We start from the raw sequence: 16,370 nt of genomic DNA on the forward strand, positions 1-16,370 counted from the left end.
CTTTATCTTAATTGGAATTATGAGGAGAACAGTCATCTCCCCTATTTTTTAAATGTTACTTGTATCTGGTTTAGTACAAAGCAATAACGCTATGGCAATAAAGCTTGAGCCAACAAATACAGATATGGTGTAACTGATAGGATCTGAAGATAAGAACCATCCCCATACGGCAGGTAAAGGCAAGCTCTGGAATACATTAAGTACAACGGCCAATTGAGTACCAATAATTGAGCCAAGAATCATTATTGGGATCATTTTCGGATTTTTAAGAATAAAAGGAATTGCCCCTTCAGAAATACCAATCATACCAAGCATTAATGATGTTTTACCGACCGTTTGCTCTTCATTAGAAAAAACACGTGGACGAAATTTGCCATCAAGTAATGCAGCTAGTCCAACTCCAATAGGGGGAATAACAATACCAAGTTCACGAGCGATTAAATCAAAACCATCCCCCATACCATTCAAACCAAGAGCAACCGAACCCGCAGCCTTATTAATTGGTCCACCAAGATCAAAAGCAGTACCTGCTGCAATCACCATAGAATAAATACCACGCCCTGCATCTCCAGCTTCGGTAAACAAATTAATCATGGCAATATTCAATGCACCAAAAAATGGGTTAATGATGTATTCCATGGTAAGCACCATTACAACACCAGTAACGGCTGGAACTAATAGCATGGTTTTTAATGTTGTAAGTTCTGATTTAACTTTGATGACATCATTAAGATAACGAACTAAATAACCAACCAGAAAACCAATTGCAATTGCTCCAAAGAAACCAGATGGTGCCCAACCTTCTAAATCAAAAAATCGTTTATATACTTCATCACTCATGATCCCACCGATAAACGCAGGGATCAGCGCTGGTTTACCTGCAATGGAATACGCTAAATAAGCAGCAAAAATTGGATACATAAATTTAATTGTCATGAAGCCTAATTTATCTAGCGTTTGAATTGGCGTTCCACTTATATCAATAAACTCCCCTGTAATCTTTGCTACTGCCATTAATAAACCACCCAAAACAACAACCGGTAACATGTAACTAATACCCGTCATAATATGGCCAATAGCAACTTGATAAACTGAACGTTTTTCTTCTATAGGTAATTCGTCTGTAGCATCTAACTTCTCTTTACCACGCTTCATTGCTGAAGGAAGTAATGTATCAACATGCTTTATTAATTCTTGAGTTCGCACCTTTAATGGATTGGTGTTATCAAAGCGTTCCATATCCATAATTGGCACATCTACAGCAAGAACAACCGCATCAGCAGTAGCAATATCATGCGTGGTAAGCCTATTTTTTACACCATCACTACCCTGTGTTTCTACTTTCACTTCATAGCCTTGCTTTTCAGCCCAACTTTGAATTTTTTTAGCGGCCATAAACGTATGAGCAATACCTGTAGGGCAAGCGGTCACTGCTACCAGTTTTTTTGTATTCATTTTTATACCCTGATGTAATCAACTTATATTCAGTATAGGGATCTTGAAGTATGCAGATACTGTTTCATCATACTATTCACGTATGACGATACATCTGTGACTCGAATCAAAGACTTTATTTACTATTTCAAGCCTAATACAACTTATTAACTTAAATGTAAATAATAGAGAGCGATGAATACTTTCCGAGGAATAGAGCGCACCATTTATGAATATTTAATTGGTCACGCGAGTGATTTACAAAATATTCCAGCGAAAACAATTGCAAACAAAGCATTAACAACGACAACTTCAGTTAATCGAGTTTGTAAAAAGATGGGATATGCAAGTTACACAGAGCTTCGCTACAAACTTTCTAATGAGTTAAATAAAGAGAGCAACTCACAGCAAAATGAAGGCAATGAGCAACAGCAAATCGCAGAGCTTGCAAATACCTTAAAATCCTCTCCCGTTGTGTACCTCTACTCTAGAGGTGCATCAATTGTGAGTATCACTTATTTATCTCGATTTTTATCTTTAGCGAATGTTCCACATTTAGTCATCACAGACATACATCAATTAACAAGAGCTGAATTAGGGACTCTACTTCTCGTTAGTAAATCCGGTGAAACAACAGCGGTGATAGATATGGCTTATAACGCCAAACGGAAGGGATTAAAGGTTCTCGGTATTAGTCATAAAGGTTCTACACTTGAACAAGCTTGTCATTTAAATATTATATTAGAAGAACAGGTAGATGGTGTTTCACTGTATGGTAGGGAGTCTCAAATTCATATTTTGCAAATTATTGATCAAATAGGTAAAGAATTGCTGACCTTTTAACATTAAAATTACGCAACTAAAAAACAGCGGTTAATCCCAATAATTAATAATAAGCGGTTCTATTAAGTAAAAACACTCAATAATATGTTTAGAATATTAGTAAAATTGGTATAAGTATAAATAACCGCTGTTATTTAACATTATAAATTCATAACAAAGCCGAGACGAATTGCATAATCATTTTCACGATTACCATTAGAATCTACGTAAGTTTCATCTACTGATACTAGCTCCATATATGGAGTCCATGTATCATCAATTTTATAATTAATCATCACGGTATGCTCCCAGTAATCATCACGACCAGTACCTTGATCAACACCATCTTGATAACGATAACGAGGATTATACATTAAACCCACATCACCAAAGCTTTTCGATACCCAAAGGTCAAATTGATTCGATGCACCTCGAGTTGTACCGCTTCCATCAAGATAATTTTTACCGTTTTCATCATTAGACCAATTGTAACGATATCGGCCAGTCACTGAGATACCATTATCAAAATTCGTCCCTAACTTTAAGTATGGTCGGTATTCGGTCCAATTTGGTGCCGTTACCATAACTAGACCAGGAGACCAATACCAATCTTCATTAATGTTAAACTTATATGTCGCTTCAAATTCTTGAGCTGCGGCCTTCAAACCATTTTTATTAGAATCGTTTGAATCGTTTCCAGCAAAATAAGCATCGTTATGAATTTGCGCAGCCTCGGCACTGAAATAAAATCCAGTATCAAATGTATGCATAAATTTAACGCGACTATCTTTAATATCTGATGCAGTATTATTACCAAATCGAACATCAAGTTTTGTTTCGCTAGCAATTGTAGGATTTGCTGTTAGTGCAATAAGAGTCGAACAAAGTAGGGCTTTAATTTTCATTTTTGACCTTTTATAAATTATTTTTGCAAAGGATAACTGTTCATGGCCACTATATATATTCACTCTTTTCCTTGTAAAAAGTATTATCGTACAAACGGTGTATTAGGGTGCTACTTGAACATCAATCACACTTATTTGGCGAAAAATAAAAGGAATGTGGAAATTTAAATAAAAAAAAACAGTAACTCTAATTACTGTTTTAATATTTTCTTTATAAGTTCCGATTACGAATCAACCCACTCTTTAACCAATTTACGTGAAATTTTAATGCCAGAAATAAGCAAATGTTCTGGCATGATTTCATAACGTATCGGTTGCTCAAATTTAGCCAATTTATCTTGAGTAAACTCGACTAACTTAGCAGGAATTTTGCCTGTGTTTGAAACAAGAACGGCAACAGGTCGTTGTCCATACTCCTCATCAGGCACATCGACAACAATCACATTATCGATCTCATGATGTGTCAGTAGCACTTGCTCTATTTTTTCAGGATGGATATTTTCGCCACCAGAAATAAACATGTTATCAGCACGTCCGTGAATATGGAGCTCAGCATTAATCACAGAACCAAGATCCTTAGTCTCAAACCAGCCATCTTCGTTCGCTACATCAATAATGCCTGAAGAGCGATAATAGCCTAGAGTTAAACTCTCTCCTTTTACCCACACTTCGCCTTCTTCAATACGTAATTCTCGATAAGGCAGAACATTCCCTACTCCTGGCTCACCATCTGCTCTTTTTGCTGTTACGGTTGAGCCCATCTCGGTCATACCATAACCGAGCCAACATTCGACGCCCTGTTTTTGCGCAGCTATTGTTAATTCGGTTGGAATAACACTACCACCTAGTAGAACACGTTTTAATGCGAGCTGAGATGTTTCACCACTATCTAAGATACGTTGCAGTTGAGTTGGAACTAACGACGCATGCGTAACACCAGCTAAATCATTCAGTAAGCCTTGCTCTGTTGGCATAACCAGCATTCCGCCAGAAAGTAACCAACGCCAAACAATAGCTAAGCCTGAAACATGAAATAAAGGCAGTGATACCAGCCAAGAATCACTGACATCAAAGTGTAACCAACTTAATAAACCAGCGGCTGAGTGTAAGTGGTTACTTGCACTGTGCGCGACAGCTTTAGGGTTTCCCGTTGAGCCTGATGTAAACGTTAATGTTGCTAAACGAGTTGGTTGCCATGTAGCTGCTACTGCGCCATATTCTGCGTTTATCAGTTGCAAATGATGCCATGTACCAGAGATGGTCTCTTGACCTTCACCAAACCAAATATGATTAGCAGCAATGCTAGTAACTAATTGGTGCAGCTGTTTGCTCGGTGTCTTTGGATTAATTGCAGCAAAGCGAGCTCCAATACGAACAGAGGCCAGCTGCAACCAAATTAATTCTATGCAGTTTTTAGCAATGCCAACAATAACATCATCACGCTTAACGCCTTGCTGAAGAAGACCATTAGCATAACGGTTGGTTTGTGTAGACACTTCACTCCATGTCCACACTTTATCGCCATCACGCAATGCAATGTCTAATTCTCGCTCTTCACTCCACTTAACCCAAGGCCAAGTCGTGAATGCTGGTGAGATCAGTTTTCCCATATCACCTCGAGATCAGCCAATTGTGCCACTGGTAAGTCACAATTAGGCCAAGAAGTATGTAGCTGCATTTTAAACAGATCGATAGTATCTAAACCCGGAATCGTTTCTGGTGTTTTCCAAGCGGCTAATCGTGCAAGTTGTGTTAATGCCAAACTAGATTCAATGCTTGAGCTGATCACCGCTTGCATGCCTAATTGGTGCGCTTGTTCAATTAACGAAATACACTTTTCAACAGAACCGACTAATGTTGGCTTGATGACAATAGCAGCAACACCTTCTTGAGTTTCAACAGTAAAACCATCATCACGTACGGTTTCATCCCATGCGATTGCAATATTTGTGGCTTTAGAGAAAGCTAAACTCTCTTCTGGTGTAGTACATGGTTCTTCTAAGAATTCGATACGAGAACGAAATTGTGGATGTACGTAATTAGCAAATTGCTCTGCTTTCTTTGTAGTCCAGCCACGGTTGGCATCAAGGCGTAAAGAGAGATCAGAAATCAGTTCTAAAAACATATTCACAACCATGCCATCACGAATAGGTTCGTATAAACCCACTTTGATTTTGGCTATTTTCTTACCGCTCATTTCATTAAGCTTAACAACCAAGTCATCAGGATCGCCAGAACACAAAGGTGCAGCTTGGTAGTTACCTTCTTGTGGCAACTGTTTTTCAAGCTCTAACAAAGCCATGCTAAAGCCAAATGCAACTGATGGGCAGTTTGAATCAAGATCCAACTCTTCACTGTTTAACCATGATTGAGTTAATGAAATTAAATCTTCACGAGCTTGTTCTAGCGTTTCTTGGCTGAATTCAGGTAAAGGCGCAACCTCACCTCTTGCTGTATGTATTCCATCACTTAACTCAATGACCAATCCATCTCTCTGCTGAAGACGTTGTTCACGAAGAATTACTCCACTGTCCATAGGGAGTTGGTATTGATAGATCTTGGCTGTTTTCATCTCTTACTCCAACCAATAAAAGAAAAAAGAGACTCAAAGGAGCCTCTAATACTTAATTGAATCTGTAACAGCGAATTATGGGTTACGAGGGAATTTATCGAAGTCTGGACGACGTTTTTCGTTAAACGCGTTACGACCCTCTTGGCCTTCTTCTGTCATGTAGAACATCATTGTTGCGTTACCCGCTAACTCTTGAAGACCTGCTTGGCCATCACAATCAGCATTTAGTGCCGCTTTTAGACAACGTAATGCCATTGGGCTATGTTGCAGCGTTTCACGACACCAACGAACCGTTTCTTTTTCTAGATCAGCAACAGGAACAACCGTGTTTACTAGACCCATATCCAACGCTTCTTGAGCATCGTAGAAACGGCAAAGGAACCAGATTTCACGAGCTTTCTTTTGACCAACGATGCGAGCCATATAAGAAGCCCCCCAACCACCGTCAAAAGAACCTACTTTAGGTCCTGTTTGACCAAACTGTGCATTTTCAGCAGCAATGGTTAAGTCACACATCATATGAAGAACATGGCCACCACCAACTGCGTAACCTGCTACTGCAGCAATCACTGGTTTTGGACAAGTACGGATTTGACGTTGGAAATCCAATACGTTTAAGTGGTGTGTACCGCTGTCATCACGGTAACCGCCGTAATCGCCACGGATCTTCTGATCGCCACCTGAACAGAATGCGTCTTCACCTAAACCAGTTAAGATGATCACACCGACTTTTTCATCGTAGCGTGCATCTGCTAACGCATCGATCATCTCTTTTACTGTGCCCGGACGAAATGCATTACGCACTTGTGGACGAGCAATCGTAATTTTTGCGATACCATCTGCTGATTTGTGGTATTGAATGTCTTCGTATTGCGCAGTGCAATCTGTCCAATTTACTGGAGCGTAAAGTTCTTCTTCTGAAATGCCAACAGTTCTTGCCATGGGATTTATGTCCATTGTTGTAAGAATGTATTAAGTACATGTGTAAAGCGTTCGGGCTGTTCCACATGAGCGTTATGCCCTGCCTGAGCAATGATTTGATACGTTAATTGACTTTGCTCAGCCAAGTGTTGAAATTTTTTATCTGCTTCACCGCAAATATAAAGAATTGGAATGGTGCTACGATGTAATGCATCAAGCAAATATGGTTGCTTAGCAAGTGACGTAGATCTCAACATCATTCCAATTGCGTGCCCAAGATTATCACTTCTCTTGGTTACTAAAACTTGTCTTTGCTCAGGGTTTAGTGAAGAAAACACCGCTTGTTGATACCAATTGTCTAAAACATCAACAATAGGTAGTTCTTCAAAGCGCTTTGCCCATTGAATATCATTTGCCAAGCGCAGCTGCTTTTCTTCTTCTGAAACTAAGCCAAAGTTTCCACCTTCAATGCACAGTCCTTTCACTTCTATCGAAGAAGGCAAAGAATACATCGCATGAAGATACATCGCTAATCGCCCACCCAACGAGTACCCAACAAAGATAAAGGTCTGATAAGGTGATTTTTCCAATTGTTCAACAATCAACTGGCAGCTCTGTTCAAATCCCTCATTGTGATCCAATAAGGTTAATTGACTGTTTCCATGTCCTGGAAGATCAATTAATAATACTGGATGCGTTTTTGCAACCTTTGTAGCAATGCTTGACCAATCTTTCGTTGATCCTAACAAACCATGTAAAAATACCACACAAGGTTGAGTGGTATTTTTCATTGTTTCTAATTGTTTAGAATAAAGCGGCATGCTGAATGGTCTGAAAAAGACGTGTTAGCTCTTCACCAGATTGACCTGCTGGTGTATTGATCTCAATTAAATGAATACCCTTTTCCAAACCATCGTTAATCATCGACATGGCACAGCTTAGTGTTTCTGGCCTATGATAGGACAGACCAAACATCGCAGCAGCATGACTAAACTCTAGCTGATGAGGCATACGATAGAAATCATCTTTCTTTTTCTCATTCACGGGTAATAAATCAAAAATACCACCGCCATCGTTATTCATCACCACAACAACCATAGGTTGCGTCGCTTGCTTTAATAACGCTAAAGAATTCAAATCATAAAGTAATGACGTATCCCCAACTAAAGCGAGTAACGGTTTATCATTAGCTAACTGAACCCCAACGGTTGTAGCCACTAAACCATCAATACCTGACGCACCACGGTTGGTATATACATCCTTTTGGCTCAGCTCACCTGTCATGTCCAATAAACGAACGATCAAGCTGTTACCAATAAACCAATCACAGTCATTGGCTTTTTGGCCTACGGTAAGCGCAAAGCTTAATTCAGATAATGTTTCGCTATTGCACGCCATAGAACGAGCCAGTGCCAATGCATTCTGTGATGCCACTTTAAGAGATTCACTCCAATGGACAGATGGCGCATGGTCAAATACACAATCTCTATCAGCAAGGCTGTCTGCATGTGTTTGGCACCAAGTTGAAATATCAGCACGATAACGAACATGCGCATGACAACTTTCGTTTAATAACTCACTATGAGGATCTATTAAATAATAGGCCTGTTGGTAGTTTTTCAACCATGCACCCAAACGTTTTGATACTAATCGAGCACCAAATTGCAAAACGCACTCAACTTCGGATAACAACTCAAAACACGCATTATTTTGTAGCCACAAATCGTAATGTGCCCACTCTGAATAATAACCTGATTGTGGATCTGCCAATACTGGCCAACCAAGCTCTTTTGCTAACTGTGCTGCGCAATTTGCTTCTTCTAAAGAAACTTTACCGATAATCACAACCCCTTTCTTACGTGCTGTTTGCATCCAGTTAGGTGATAACGTTACGTGAGAAAAATATGGTGTTTGTTCGATATAAGAAGAAGACTTTGCTTTCCAATTCTGAATAGGCGTTAAATAATCAACAAGAAGGCTATCGTCTTTTTTACCATAAAACGGCTCAGGAAAAGGACAATTAATATGAATAGCCCCCCCCTGCTCTTGTTGAATAAAGCACGCTTGATCAAGACGACTTAATAACCACTGTGCCGGCACGTTTTGATTTGGAGAAGGTAATTGAAGCGAATGGCAAACGTGTGACGAGAAGATACCTTGTTGATTAATCGCTTGGTTCGCACCACAGTTAATCAGCTCTACAGGGCGATCAGCGGTGAGTAACACGAGTTTTTCTTTGGTTAACCCCGACTCAGCCACTGATGGCAATAAATTAGCGACAGCTGTACCTGAAGTAACAATAACAGCAACAGGATCATTGGATGCTTTAGCAATACCTAAAGCCAAAAAGCCCAAGCCACGCTCATCAAAATGGGTATGGATGGATAAAAGAGCATGTTCAGAAGCGGCAAGAGTTAGTGGAGTCGAACGCGAGCCCGGAGCGATGCAAATATGCTTTACTCCATTTCGAACTAACTCCTCAATAATTAACTCAGCCCAAACTTGATTTAGCATTACTTGCTGCTCAGGTTGCATCATGCGACTTGCGACTCCGTGATATCTGAACTCACATTAGTATCAGATTCTAATAAGGTACATAAAGTAGAAGTTTTTCTATCTAATTCGTCCCATTCACTGCTTGGCTCTGAACCTGGAACAATACCTGCACCTGCAAATAAATGAAGTTTATTACCCATAACCAAAGCACTGCGAATAGCAACACAAAATTCACTGCGCTGTTGACTCAAGAAACCAACTGCACCGCTATACCAACCACGGGCAAAGGGTTCATTATCAATAATGAAATCCAAAGCCGACATACGAGGTAACCCTGCGATGGCTGCCGTTGGTTGTAAATTATCAAGTAATTGAGAGTCACTGCATTCCGCATTAATTTCAGCAGAAATAGGACGTTTTAAATGCTGAACTTTGCGTAATTTCACCAATTCAGATGATTCTGCAACGTTCATTGAAAGACTGAACTTAGATAAACGGTGAACAATATCGTCCACCACTAAACGGTTTTCATACTGGTTTTTCTTATCAGCAATTAACCATGAGGCCAATTGATTATCTTCTTCTTCATCATGACCACGCCTAATCGTGCCTGCTAATGCTTCGGTTTTAAGCGCATAACCATTACGTACATACAAACGCTCAGGTGTAGAACCAATAAAACAATGCTCGCTGTCTAACGCCATCATAAAATGAAAACTATGGCTGTTAGCTTGACGGCTGGCTTTTAAAAATTGAGCAGAAGATAAATTTTGATCGAGAGTCAATGTGGTTTTACGCGCTAACACCACTTTTTCAAATTGTTTATTTGAAATTGCAGTGAGTGCTTTATTCACCATATTAGACCAATCTGCTTTTTCAGGCGTATTGATGCGCTGAGTTACTCGACAATGCAATTCAGATAAACATTCAAACTCTTCTGTCATTTTATTTAAGGTAGAGAGCAAACGAGAATTATCATCTGACAAGTTCACCATAAGATTCCATGATGAACCCAAACGCGTAATTTCTACTTGAGGAAGAAAAAAGAAAGAAGACATACAGCGACGATTGCGCTCAGTTCGACCATCAAAAGAGCGACCACCCCAAATACGTTGTTGAGGTGCGAGAACTTTTTGAGCGGTACTAGGATCGGTAAACGTCTTAACTTGACCCAATACTGCCACTTCTTCTTCACCGTCACGTGATTGCCAATAAAACTTAGGAAATACAGGTTGTGCTTCTAACCAATCAATTAGCTGCTCACCAATAGACCAATCCAGTTTTAAAGAAATTGTATGGGATGTTGTTGCCTGTGTAATTTGATGACGAATCGATTCAATGGCATCTTGAAAAGTGGACAAATTAACCTCTCTTGATCGTTTTCAGCCATCATGGCAACCGACTTGCACAAGCGGAATTGCTTGTTATTTCCTTGTATGAACTAGTGATTCTAGCAAAAGGTTTGTAAATAAAAAATAATTCACATCAATTGTATGTCTAAAAAATAAAACTCTTATCAAATTTTGCTTGTTTATGAAAATCTAAAACAAGAAAAGCAATACCTAAAAAATTCTTAAGCCACGCAAAAAAGGCGATGAAATTAAAAGAAGAGAAATTATCTATTTTTAGATAGAAATATGGCAGAAGATGTTTTTACATGATTTTTTTCTAAAAATTGGTTCTCAGCCTATTAGAAATAGTGTAATTTGAATCTATATCGTTTTTATATCATCAGGGTTTCACCATGCAAAATATTGGAATGTCATCAAAACTTAGCAGTGTATGCTACGACATCCGTGGTCCAGTTCTTAAACATGCTAAGCGAATGGAAGAAGAAGGCCACAAAATTCTTAAGTTAAATATTGGGAATCCAGCCCCATTTGGCTTTGACGCCCCTGATGAAATCCTTGTTGATGTGATTAAAAATCTACCAACATCGCAAGGTTACTGTGATTCAAAAGGCATTTACTCAGCACGTAAAGCCGTTGTTCAGCACTATCAACGTCGCGGTCTATTAGATTTGGACGTAGAAGATGTTTACATCGGTAATGGTGCATCTGAGCTGATCGTTATGGCAATGCAAGCATTGTTAAATAATGGCGATGAGATGCTAGTTCCTGCTCCTGATTACCCATTATGGACAGCGGCAGTGTCACTTTCAGGTGGTAAACCTGTGCATTACATGTGTGATGAAGGGGCAGATTGGTACCCAGATTTAGACGACATTAAAAAGAAAATCACACCAAACACTAAAGGTATCGTGTTAATTAACCCGAATAACCCAACAGGTGCGGTATACAGTCGTGATTTCTTACTGCAAGTTGTCGAAATTGCACGTCAAAACAACCTAATCATTTTTGCTGATGAAATTTATGACAAAGTACTTTATGACGGTGCGGTTCATACTACATTGGCAACATTAGCACCTGATATCTTAACGGTGACATTCAACGGCCTATCTAAAGCCTATCGTGTATGTGGTTTCCGTGGTGGTTGGATGTTCTTAAACGGTCCTAAAGATCACGCTCAAGGTTATATTGCTGGGTTGGATATGCTTGCTTCAATGCGCTTATGTGCAAACGTACCGATGCAACATGCGATTCAAACAGCGTTAGGTGGTTATCAAAGCATTAATGAACTTCTGCTTCCAGGTGGTCGTTTATTAGAACAGCGTGATAAAGCGTATGACCTCATCACCCAAATTCCTGGTGTAAGTTGTGTGAAACCAAAAGGTGCAATGTATCTGTTCCCTAAACTTGATCCTAAGATGTACAAGATTAAAGATGATCAGAAGTTTGTGCTAGATTTCTTAATCAAAGAGAAGGTTCTACTAGTTCAAGGAACTGGCTTTAACTGGCCAACACCTGATCACTTCCGTATCGTGACATTACCACGAGTTGATGATCTAGAAACCGCGATTGGTCGCCTAGAGCGCTTCCTACACACTTACAAGCAATAATTGTTCTTGTTATAAAATTCAAAAGCCTGCTCACTTGCAGGCTTTTTTATGCAATAAATATTAACGCTCACGTACAAAGTGGTTCTGAACAATCGCACTAAGGAAAGTTTCGCTCTTCACAAACTTAAAGTTTAGCGGTTGTTCTAAACCAGCAAATAATGGTGAGCCTCCACCTAACAGCACGGGTATAGTGGTAATAATAAGCTCATCAATCAAGTCCTCTTTTAAGAAGTTTTGAATAGTCACTCCACCATCGATATACAAGTTTTTAAAGCCTTTGGCATGAATCTCATGAAGAACCTCTTTCAACTCACCCTTAACTAAAAAGACTTTGTCTTCATACCCTTCAGGTACAGAGGTCATGGTATTACTCAGAACAAAAACCGGTTTTGAATAAGGCCACTCAACATCAAAACTTAATACCGTATCCAAAGTATTACGCCCCATCACCATGGCATCGATACGTTCAAAATGTTCGATAAATCCCATAGAGTTCTGATCTGGATTTGGAATCGCATGTAGCCAATCAAGGCCTCCGTTTTTATCTGCAATATAACCATCTAAACTTGTCGCTATAAATACACTGTTTGACATTAAAAACTCCGATATATCTAAATTTACTCTATTCTTTGGTAATAATTATTACGCAATACTGCCCTTAGGCGTCACATTAAAATGGCGCTTAAACTCACGACTAAATTGAGAAGTACTGGTATATCCAACTAAATGAGCAGCGTCATTCACTCGTTTACCTTCTAATTGAATCAACTCTTTTGCTTTATTCAAACGTACTTTTTTTAAATACTGCAATGGCGACTCTAGCGTGATTTTCCTAAATGCAGAGTGAAAAGCAGAAACACTCATGTTGGCTTCTTCCGCCAAATTTTGCACAGTTAAGCTATTTGCATACGATTGATGCATCTTATTCATCGCTTTAGCAACACGAGCATACTGGCTATCATGATGCGCTAAATTAAATAATACGTGACCTTCTGGTCCAGTCAGCACTCGATACACAATCTCAGTCAATAATGCCTCTCCTAGCATTTTTGTATCTAGATCTGTATGTAATGCCGCCATTAATCGCTTACAGCTCTCCAACATATCATTCGCCATTTTTACGGATGTTAGTCCAAAGCCATCTGAAGAGGTTTGTATACAAGGTTGAAACTTTGCTTCTTCTAGTTCATTTACTAAACGATGTAACAAAGCGGAATCCACATCAATACTTAAACCTAACAACGGCTCTCCATTTTCTGGGAATGCTTCGCACTCTAATGGCATCGGCACGCCCACCACTAAATAATCATCAGGGCCATAATGAACCGGCTGATTACCTATATAAATATTCTTATGACCTTTACCAAGGACAATAATCCCTGACTGATAAACAAAAGGCTGACGTTGATTTCCTTTACTACTGCGATAAAACCACACACCAGGAATAGCGGTTTCTTTAATACCTTCAAGATCATTAAACCCACAATGATCCGCATAGCTTTGCATCAATTCGCCCAAAGACTTCATTCATTATCCTTTATCTGATTAAGATCACATCTATTCAATTCTATTTAAAAAAATACGCTTAATTGTAGAAATAGGCAATAAAAAAGCAGGAATTCGCCTTTATAGATCGAATATCAGCTACTAATATGCACTTATTGAAATAATAAGCTCTAGCAAATAGAGCATCCTTTTTGGAAGAAATGAGGTACAGCAATGAAATTCTCTTACGTTAACCCTACTCTAATCCATTTTGGCCAAGGTCAAATCGAAGCTATCGCAACATCTATTCCACAAGACCAAAAAGTGCTTGTCATTTATGGTGGTGGTTCTATTAAGCACAATGGTGTTTACGATCAAGTTGTCGCGGCTTTATCCAATCATACATGGCTTGAGTTTTCAGGCGTAGAACCGAATCCAACAGTAGAAACATTAGACAAAGCGGTCACTATCGCTAAAGAAGAAAACGTAGATTACATTCTTGCTGTTGGTGGTGGCTCAGTTATTGATGGCTCAAAATATGTTGCAGCAGCAACCAAATATGACGGTAATGGTTGGGATATCTTAATTGGTAAACACACAGTGACAGAAGCCGTTCCACTTGGTGCAATCTTAACCTTGCCAGCTACAGGTTCTGAATCTAACTCTGGTGCTGTGATTACTCAAAAATCAACACAAACCAAACTGCCTTTCATGGCTTCAGCAGTACAACCTAAATTTGCGGTTCTTGATCCTGATTCAATGAAGACATTACCAGAACGCCAATTAATTAACGGGATTGTTGATGCTTGGGTTCATACTTGTGAGCAGTACTTAACTATGCCAACCGGTGCAATGGTACAGGATGGCTATGCCGAAACCCTACTACGCAACTTACTGACTCTAGGTGCTCAATACGATAACCGTGACAATAATGAGTGGCGCTCAAACCTAATGTGGACAGCTAACCAAGCGCTAAATGGCTTGATTGGTACAGGTGTTCCTCACGATTGGGCAACACATATGATTGGTCATGAGTTAACAGCGCTTTATAACGTAGATCACGCACGCTCTTTATCTATCGTTCAACCGTCTTTACTTCGTAATCAAATCGAAGCAAAACGAGCTAAATTAGAACAAATGGGTAAGAATGTATTTGGGCTTGTTTATACCGATGATTTAGCAGAACGTACTATCATTGAAATTGAAAACTTCTACCACAGCTTAAACTCTCCAACTGAGTTAACGGAGCATGGTAATGATAAAGCATCTGCTATTGATGCCATTATCAAACAGCTTGAAGCTCACGGAATGGTTGCTTTAGGTGAACATCAGGCAATTACACCTGATGTATCACGTAAAATTCTTGAAGACGCTGTAAAATAACTTTCTAAATGCTGACTCAGAATAATCTGTTCTGAGTCAGTATGATTTTACAAACTAACTCATTGTTGTTTAAAGAAATCAAAGCCTGTTAAATGCTCGGCTAGTGCAGGCTCAGTTAGAACTTTATCCTGCTCAACATCGTATTTAATAAATCGGATACCATCTGATTGATAATCATCATATTGCTCACCATCCGGTCTTAACAAAATAAGAATCTTACCGTTTTCAAAATAATTTGAAGCCGCTGTAATGTCCCCTGCATAAGCTTCTAACGCTTTATTTCCCGTATCTTCCCATGTATCTGTTAATAAAATATGCCCATTTTCAGTCACAACCATACCAATATTGTCATCATTAGGATGATGGAACGCTGCAACAAATTTTTGATCTATATTTTTAAAAGTCACATCTGAAGAATATGGCGTTACGATAATCTCTTTATCTTGTTTTAAGTTATAAGTAAAAAAGTGCATTTTATCTTGAGACTCAGAATAATAGCCCGCAGAAATAAAGTTTGCATCCTCGCCCAGTTCTGGATAGTAATCAGAAATATTACGAGGGCCGCTTAATAAACCATTTTCATCGGCGGTAATGAAGGTATCACCCGTGAGCTTTCCATAACCACTGCCTTCATTATCATGCCACCCTGCCCCATTCACGGTTCTTGAAATACTTTCAGCTATATACCCTGGATCAGGCAAATCTTTATATTTACTTAATGGGTACCATTTTGGTACAACCGTATTCCAGTCAAAGGCTTGTGCAAAATTAACATTGTCATTTTTTGGTACGATTGAATTAAATAAATTACCCGCAAACCAAGCACAGTTTCCATACAGCGTATATTTACCACCATTCCAATCTTTTCCTATTCCTAAAAATAGCTTGGCGATCTCTTTACTCTCAACATATAGCGCCTCTTCTTTTTCCGCTATATCCTGCTTTATTTGTTGATAGTTTTTATCTTCAATATGAACACACTTTTGAAAACTAAATTCTCGACTGGCTTGGTTGCCATCGCTACCAAATCCATATCCATCAAACTGAACTTTTCCTTCATCATCTTTATAAAAAAGATCCACCCATGTATGTCCAACCGCTCCAGAATCAGCCCATTGAACCATTCTTTCTAATAATTGAACGATATTGTCATCAGGGTAATCGTGTTGAAATTGTTGATAAGTTTCTAATAGGGGAATTCGATTAGCTTTTCGATTTATTCGAATACACACTTGAGGATAACCAATATTAGGATCTCCCTCTAAAGCAACACGGTGCCCATTTCGATATTCATCGGCAGTGGCAACATTAGAAAAAAGAGCAAGGGAAAGCATAGTTGATGCTGTAATAATGGTTCGATTCATAATTAATCCTTAATATTATTAAGTCGCAT

General features: G+C 39.0%; 14 protein-coding genes. 3 read left to right on the plus strand and 11 right to left on the minus strand.

What is annotated here, in order from left to right; genetic code table 11:
* Positions 1–48 precede the first annotated feature (48 nt).
* Positions 49–1,455, minus strand: a complete 1,407-nt coding sequence (locus AVFI_RS08880) for a PTS fructose transporter subunit IIC (protein ID WP_188863420.1) — start codon at positions 1,453–1,455, stop codon at positions 49–51.
* A gap of 174 nt (positions 1,456–1,629) precedes the next feature.
* Here AVFI_RS08880 and AVFI_RS08885 point away from each other — a divergent pair, with 174 nt between their 5' ends.
* On the plus strand, positions 1,630–2,277 hold the full coding sequence (locus AVFI_RS08885; RefSeq protein ID WP_017018333.1) for a MurR/RpiR family transcriptional regulator: 648 nt from the start codon (positions 1,630–1,632) through the stop codon (positions 2,275–2,277).
* 140 nt (positions 2,278–2,417) lie between these two features.
* Here AVFI_RS08885 and AVFI_RS08890 read toward each other — a convergent pair whose 3' ends face one another.
* From AVFI_RS08890 to AVFI_RS08920, 7 genes are all read right to left on the minus strand, one after another.
* Positions 2,418–3,161: an oligogalacturonate-specific porin KdgM family protein gene (locus AVFI_RS08890; RefSeq protein WP_017018332.1), complete on the minus strand. Its 744-nt coding sequence runs from the start codon at positions 3,159–3,161 to the stop codon at positions 2,418–2,420.
* 224 nt (positions 3,162–3,385) lie between these two features.
* Positions 3,386–4,771 carry an o-succinylbenzoate--CoA ligase gene (menE, locus tag AVFI_RS08895; RefSeq protein WP_188863421.1) on the minus strand — a complete coding sequence of 462 codons (1,386 nt, stop codon included), beginning with the start codon at positions 4,769–4,771 and terminating at the stop codon, positions 3,386–3,388.
* Positions 4,759–5,733, minus strand: coding sequence for an o-succinylbenzoate synthase (gene menC, locus AVFI_RS08900; protein ID WP_054775349.1), 975 nt, complete (start codon positions 5,731–5,733; stop codon positions 4,759–4,761). The genes menE and menC overlap by 13 nt, the downstream gene beginning before the upstream one ends.
* A 75-nt stretch (positions 5,734–5,808) precedes the next feature.
* Complete coding sequence (menB, locus tag AVFI_RS08905; RefSeq protein WP_012533733.1) at positions 5,809–6,675, minus strand: 1,4-dihydroxy-2-naphthoyl-CoA synthase; 867 nt, start codon at positions 6,673–6,675, stop codon at positions 5,809–5,811.
* A 5-nt stretch (positions 6,676–6,680) separates the two neighbouring features.
* Positions 6,681–7,475, minus strand: coding sequence for a 2-succinyl-6-hydroxy-2,4-cyclohexadiene-1-carboxylate synthase (gene menH / locus AVFI_RS08910; RefSeq protein WP_017018329.1), 795 nt, complete (start codon positions 7,473–7,475; stop codon positions 6,681–6,683).
* Entirely contained in the window at positions 7,459–9,192 is a 1,734-nt protein-coding gene (gene menD / locus AVFI_RS08915) for a 2-succinyl-5-enolpyruvyl-6-hydroxy-3-cyclohexene-1-carboxylic-acid synthase (protein WP_188863422.1), read from the minus strand. The genes menH and menD overlap by 17 nt, the downstream gene beginning before the upstream one ends.
* Positions 9,189–10,511: an isochorismate synthase gene (locus AVFI_RS08920; protein WP_188863423.1), complete on the minus strand. Its 1,323-nt coding sequence runs from the start codon at positions 10,509–10,511 to the stop codon at positions 9,189–9,191. The genes menD and AVFI_RS08920 overlap by 4 nt, the downstream gene beginning before the upstream one ends.
* 383 nt (positions 10,512–10,894) lie before the next feature.
* On the opposite strand from AVFI_RS08920, the gene AVFI_RS08925 reads away from it, so the two are divergent.
* Complete coding sequence (locus tag AVFI_RS08925) at positions 10,895–12,109, plus strand: pyridoxal phosphate-dependent aminotransferase (protein WP_005419982.1); 1,215 nt, start codon at positions 10,895–10,897, stop codon at positions 12,107–12,109.
* A gap of 60 nt (positions 12,110–12,169) precedes the next feature.
* Here AVFI_RS08925 and AVFI_RS08930 read toward each other — a convergent pair whose 3' ends face one another.
* Positions 12,170–12,703 carry a dihydrofolate reductase family protein gene (locus tag AVFI_RS08930; RefSeq protein WP_054775348.1) on the minus strand — a complete coding sequence of 178 codons (534 nt, stop codon included), beginning with the start codon at positions 12,701–12,703 and terminating at the stop codon, positions 12,170–12,172.
* A 48-nt stretch (positions 12,704–12,751) separates the two neighbouring features.
* Positions 12,752–13,636 carry an AraC family transcriptional regulator gene (locus AVFI_RS08935; protein ID WP_069582482.1) on the minus strand — a complete coding sequence of 295 codons (885 nt, stop codon included), beginning with the start codon at positions 13,634–13,636 and terminating at the stop codon, positions 12,752–12,754.
* A gap of 192 nt (positions 13,637–13,828) precedes the next feature.
* On the opposite strand from AVFI_RS08935, the gene AVFI_RS08940 reads away from it, so the two are divergent.
* Positions 13,829–14,977, plus strand: coding sequence for an iron-containing alcohol dehydrogenase (locus AVFI_RS08940; protein ID WP_054775347.1), 1,149 nt, complete (start codon positions 13,829–13,831; stop codon positions 14,975–14,977).
* Between the two features lie 59 nt (positions 14,978–15,036).
* Here the strand turns inward: AVFI_RS08940 and AVFI_RS08945 are convergent, their stop codons facing one another.
* Positions 15,037–16,341, minus strand: coding sequence for a hypothetical protein (locus AVFI_RS08945; RefSeq protein WP_188863424.1), 1,305 nt, complete (start codon positions 16,339–16,341; stop codon positions 15,037–15,039).
* Between the last annotated feature and the right edge of the window lie 29 nt (positions 16,342–16,370).

The sequence above is a fragment of the Aliivibrio fischeri ATCC 7744 = JCM 18803 = DSM 507 genome (genome assembly GCF_023983475.1).
Taxonomy (GTDB): domain Bacteria; phylum Pseudomonadota; class Gammaproteobacteria; order Enterobacterales; family Vibrionaceae; genus Aliivibrio; species Aliivibrio fischeri.

Bases quoted from the DNA above. Each gene is read 5' to 3' on its own strand.
- AVFI_RS08880 (WP_188863420.1), bottom strand. From the start codon at position 1,455: ATGAATACAAAAAAACTGGTAGCAGTGACCGCTTGCCCTACAGGTATT.
- AVFI_RS08885 (WP_017018333.1), top strand. From the start codon at position 1,630: ATGAATACTTTCCGAGGAATAGAGCGCACCATTTATGAATATTTAATT.
- AVFI_RS08890 (WP_017018332.1), bottom strand. From the start codon at position 3,161: ATGAAAATTAAAGCCCTACTTTGTTCGACTCTTATTGCACTAACAGCA.
- menE (WP_188863421.1), bottom strand. From the start codon at position 4,771: ATGGGAAAACTGATCTCACCAGCATTCACGACTTGGCCTTGGGTTAAG.
- menC (WP_054775349.1), bottom strand. From the start codon at position 5,733: ATGAAAACAGCCAAGATCTATCAATACCAACTCCCTATGGACAGTGGA.
- menB (WP_012533733.1), bottom strand. From the start codon at position 6,675: ATGGCAAGAACTGTTGGCATTTCAGAAGAAGAACTTTACGCTCCAGTA.
- menH (WP_017018329.1), bottom strand. From the start codon at position 7,475: ATGCCGCTTTATTCTAAACAATTAGAAACAATGAAAAATACCACTCAA.
- menD (WP_188863422.1), bottom strand. From the start codon at position 9,192: ATGATGCAACCTGAGCAGCAAGTAATGCTAAATCAAGTTTGGGCTGAG.
- AVFI_RS08925 (WP_005419982.1), top strand. From the start codon at position 10,895: ATGCAAAATATTGGAATGTCATCAAAACTTAGCAGTGTATGCTACGAC.
- AVFI_RS08930 (WP_054775348.1), bottom strand. From the start codon at position 12,703: ATGTCAAACAGTGTATTTATAGCGACAAGTTTAGATGGTTATATTGCA.
- AVFI_RS08935 (WP_069582482.1), bottom strand. From the start codon at position 13,636: ATGAAGTCTTTGGGCGAATTGATGCAAAGCTATGCGGATCATTGTGGG.
- AVFI_RS08940 (WP_054775347.1), top strand. From the start codon at position 13,829: ATGAAATTCTCTTACGTTAACCCTACTCTAATCCATTTTGGCCAAGGT.
- AVFI_RS08945 (WP_188863424.1), bottom strand. From the start codon at position 16,341: ATGAATCGAACCATTATTACAGCATCAACTATGCTTTCCCTTGCTCTT.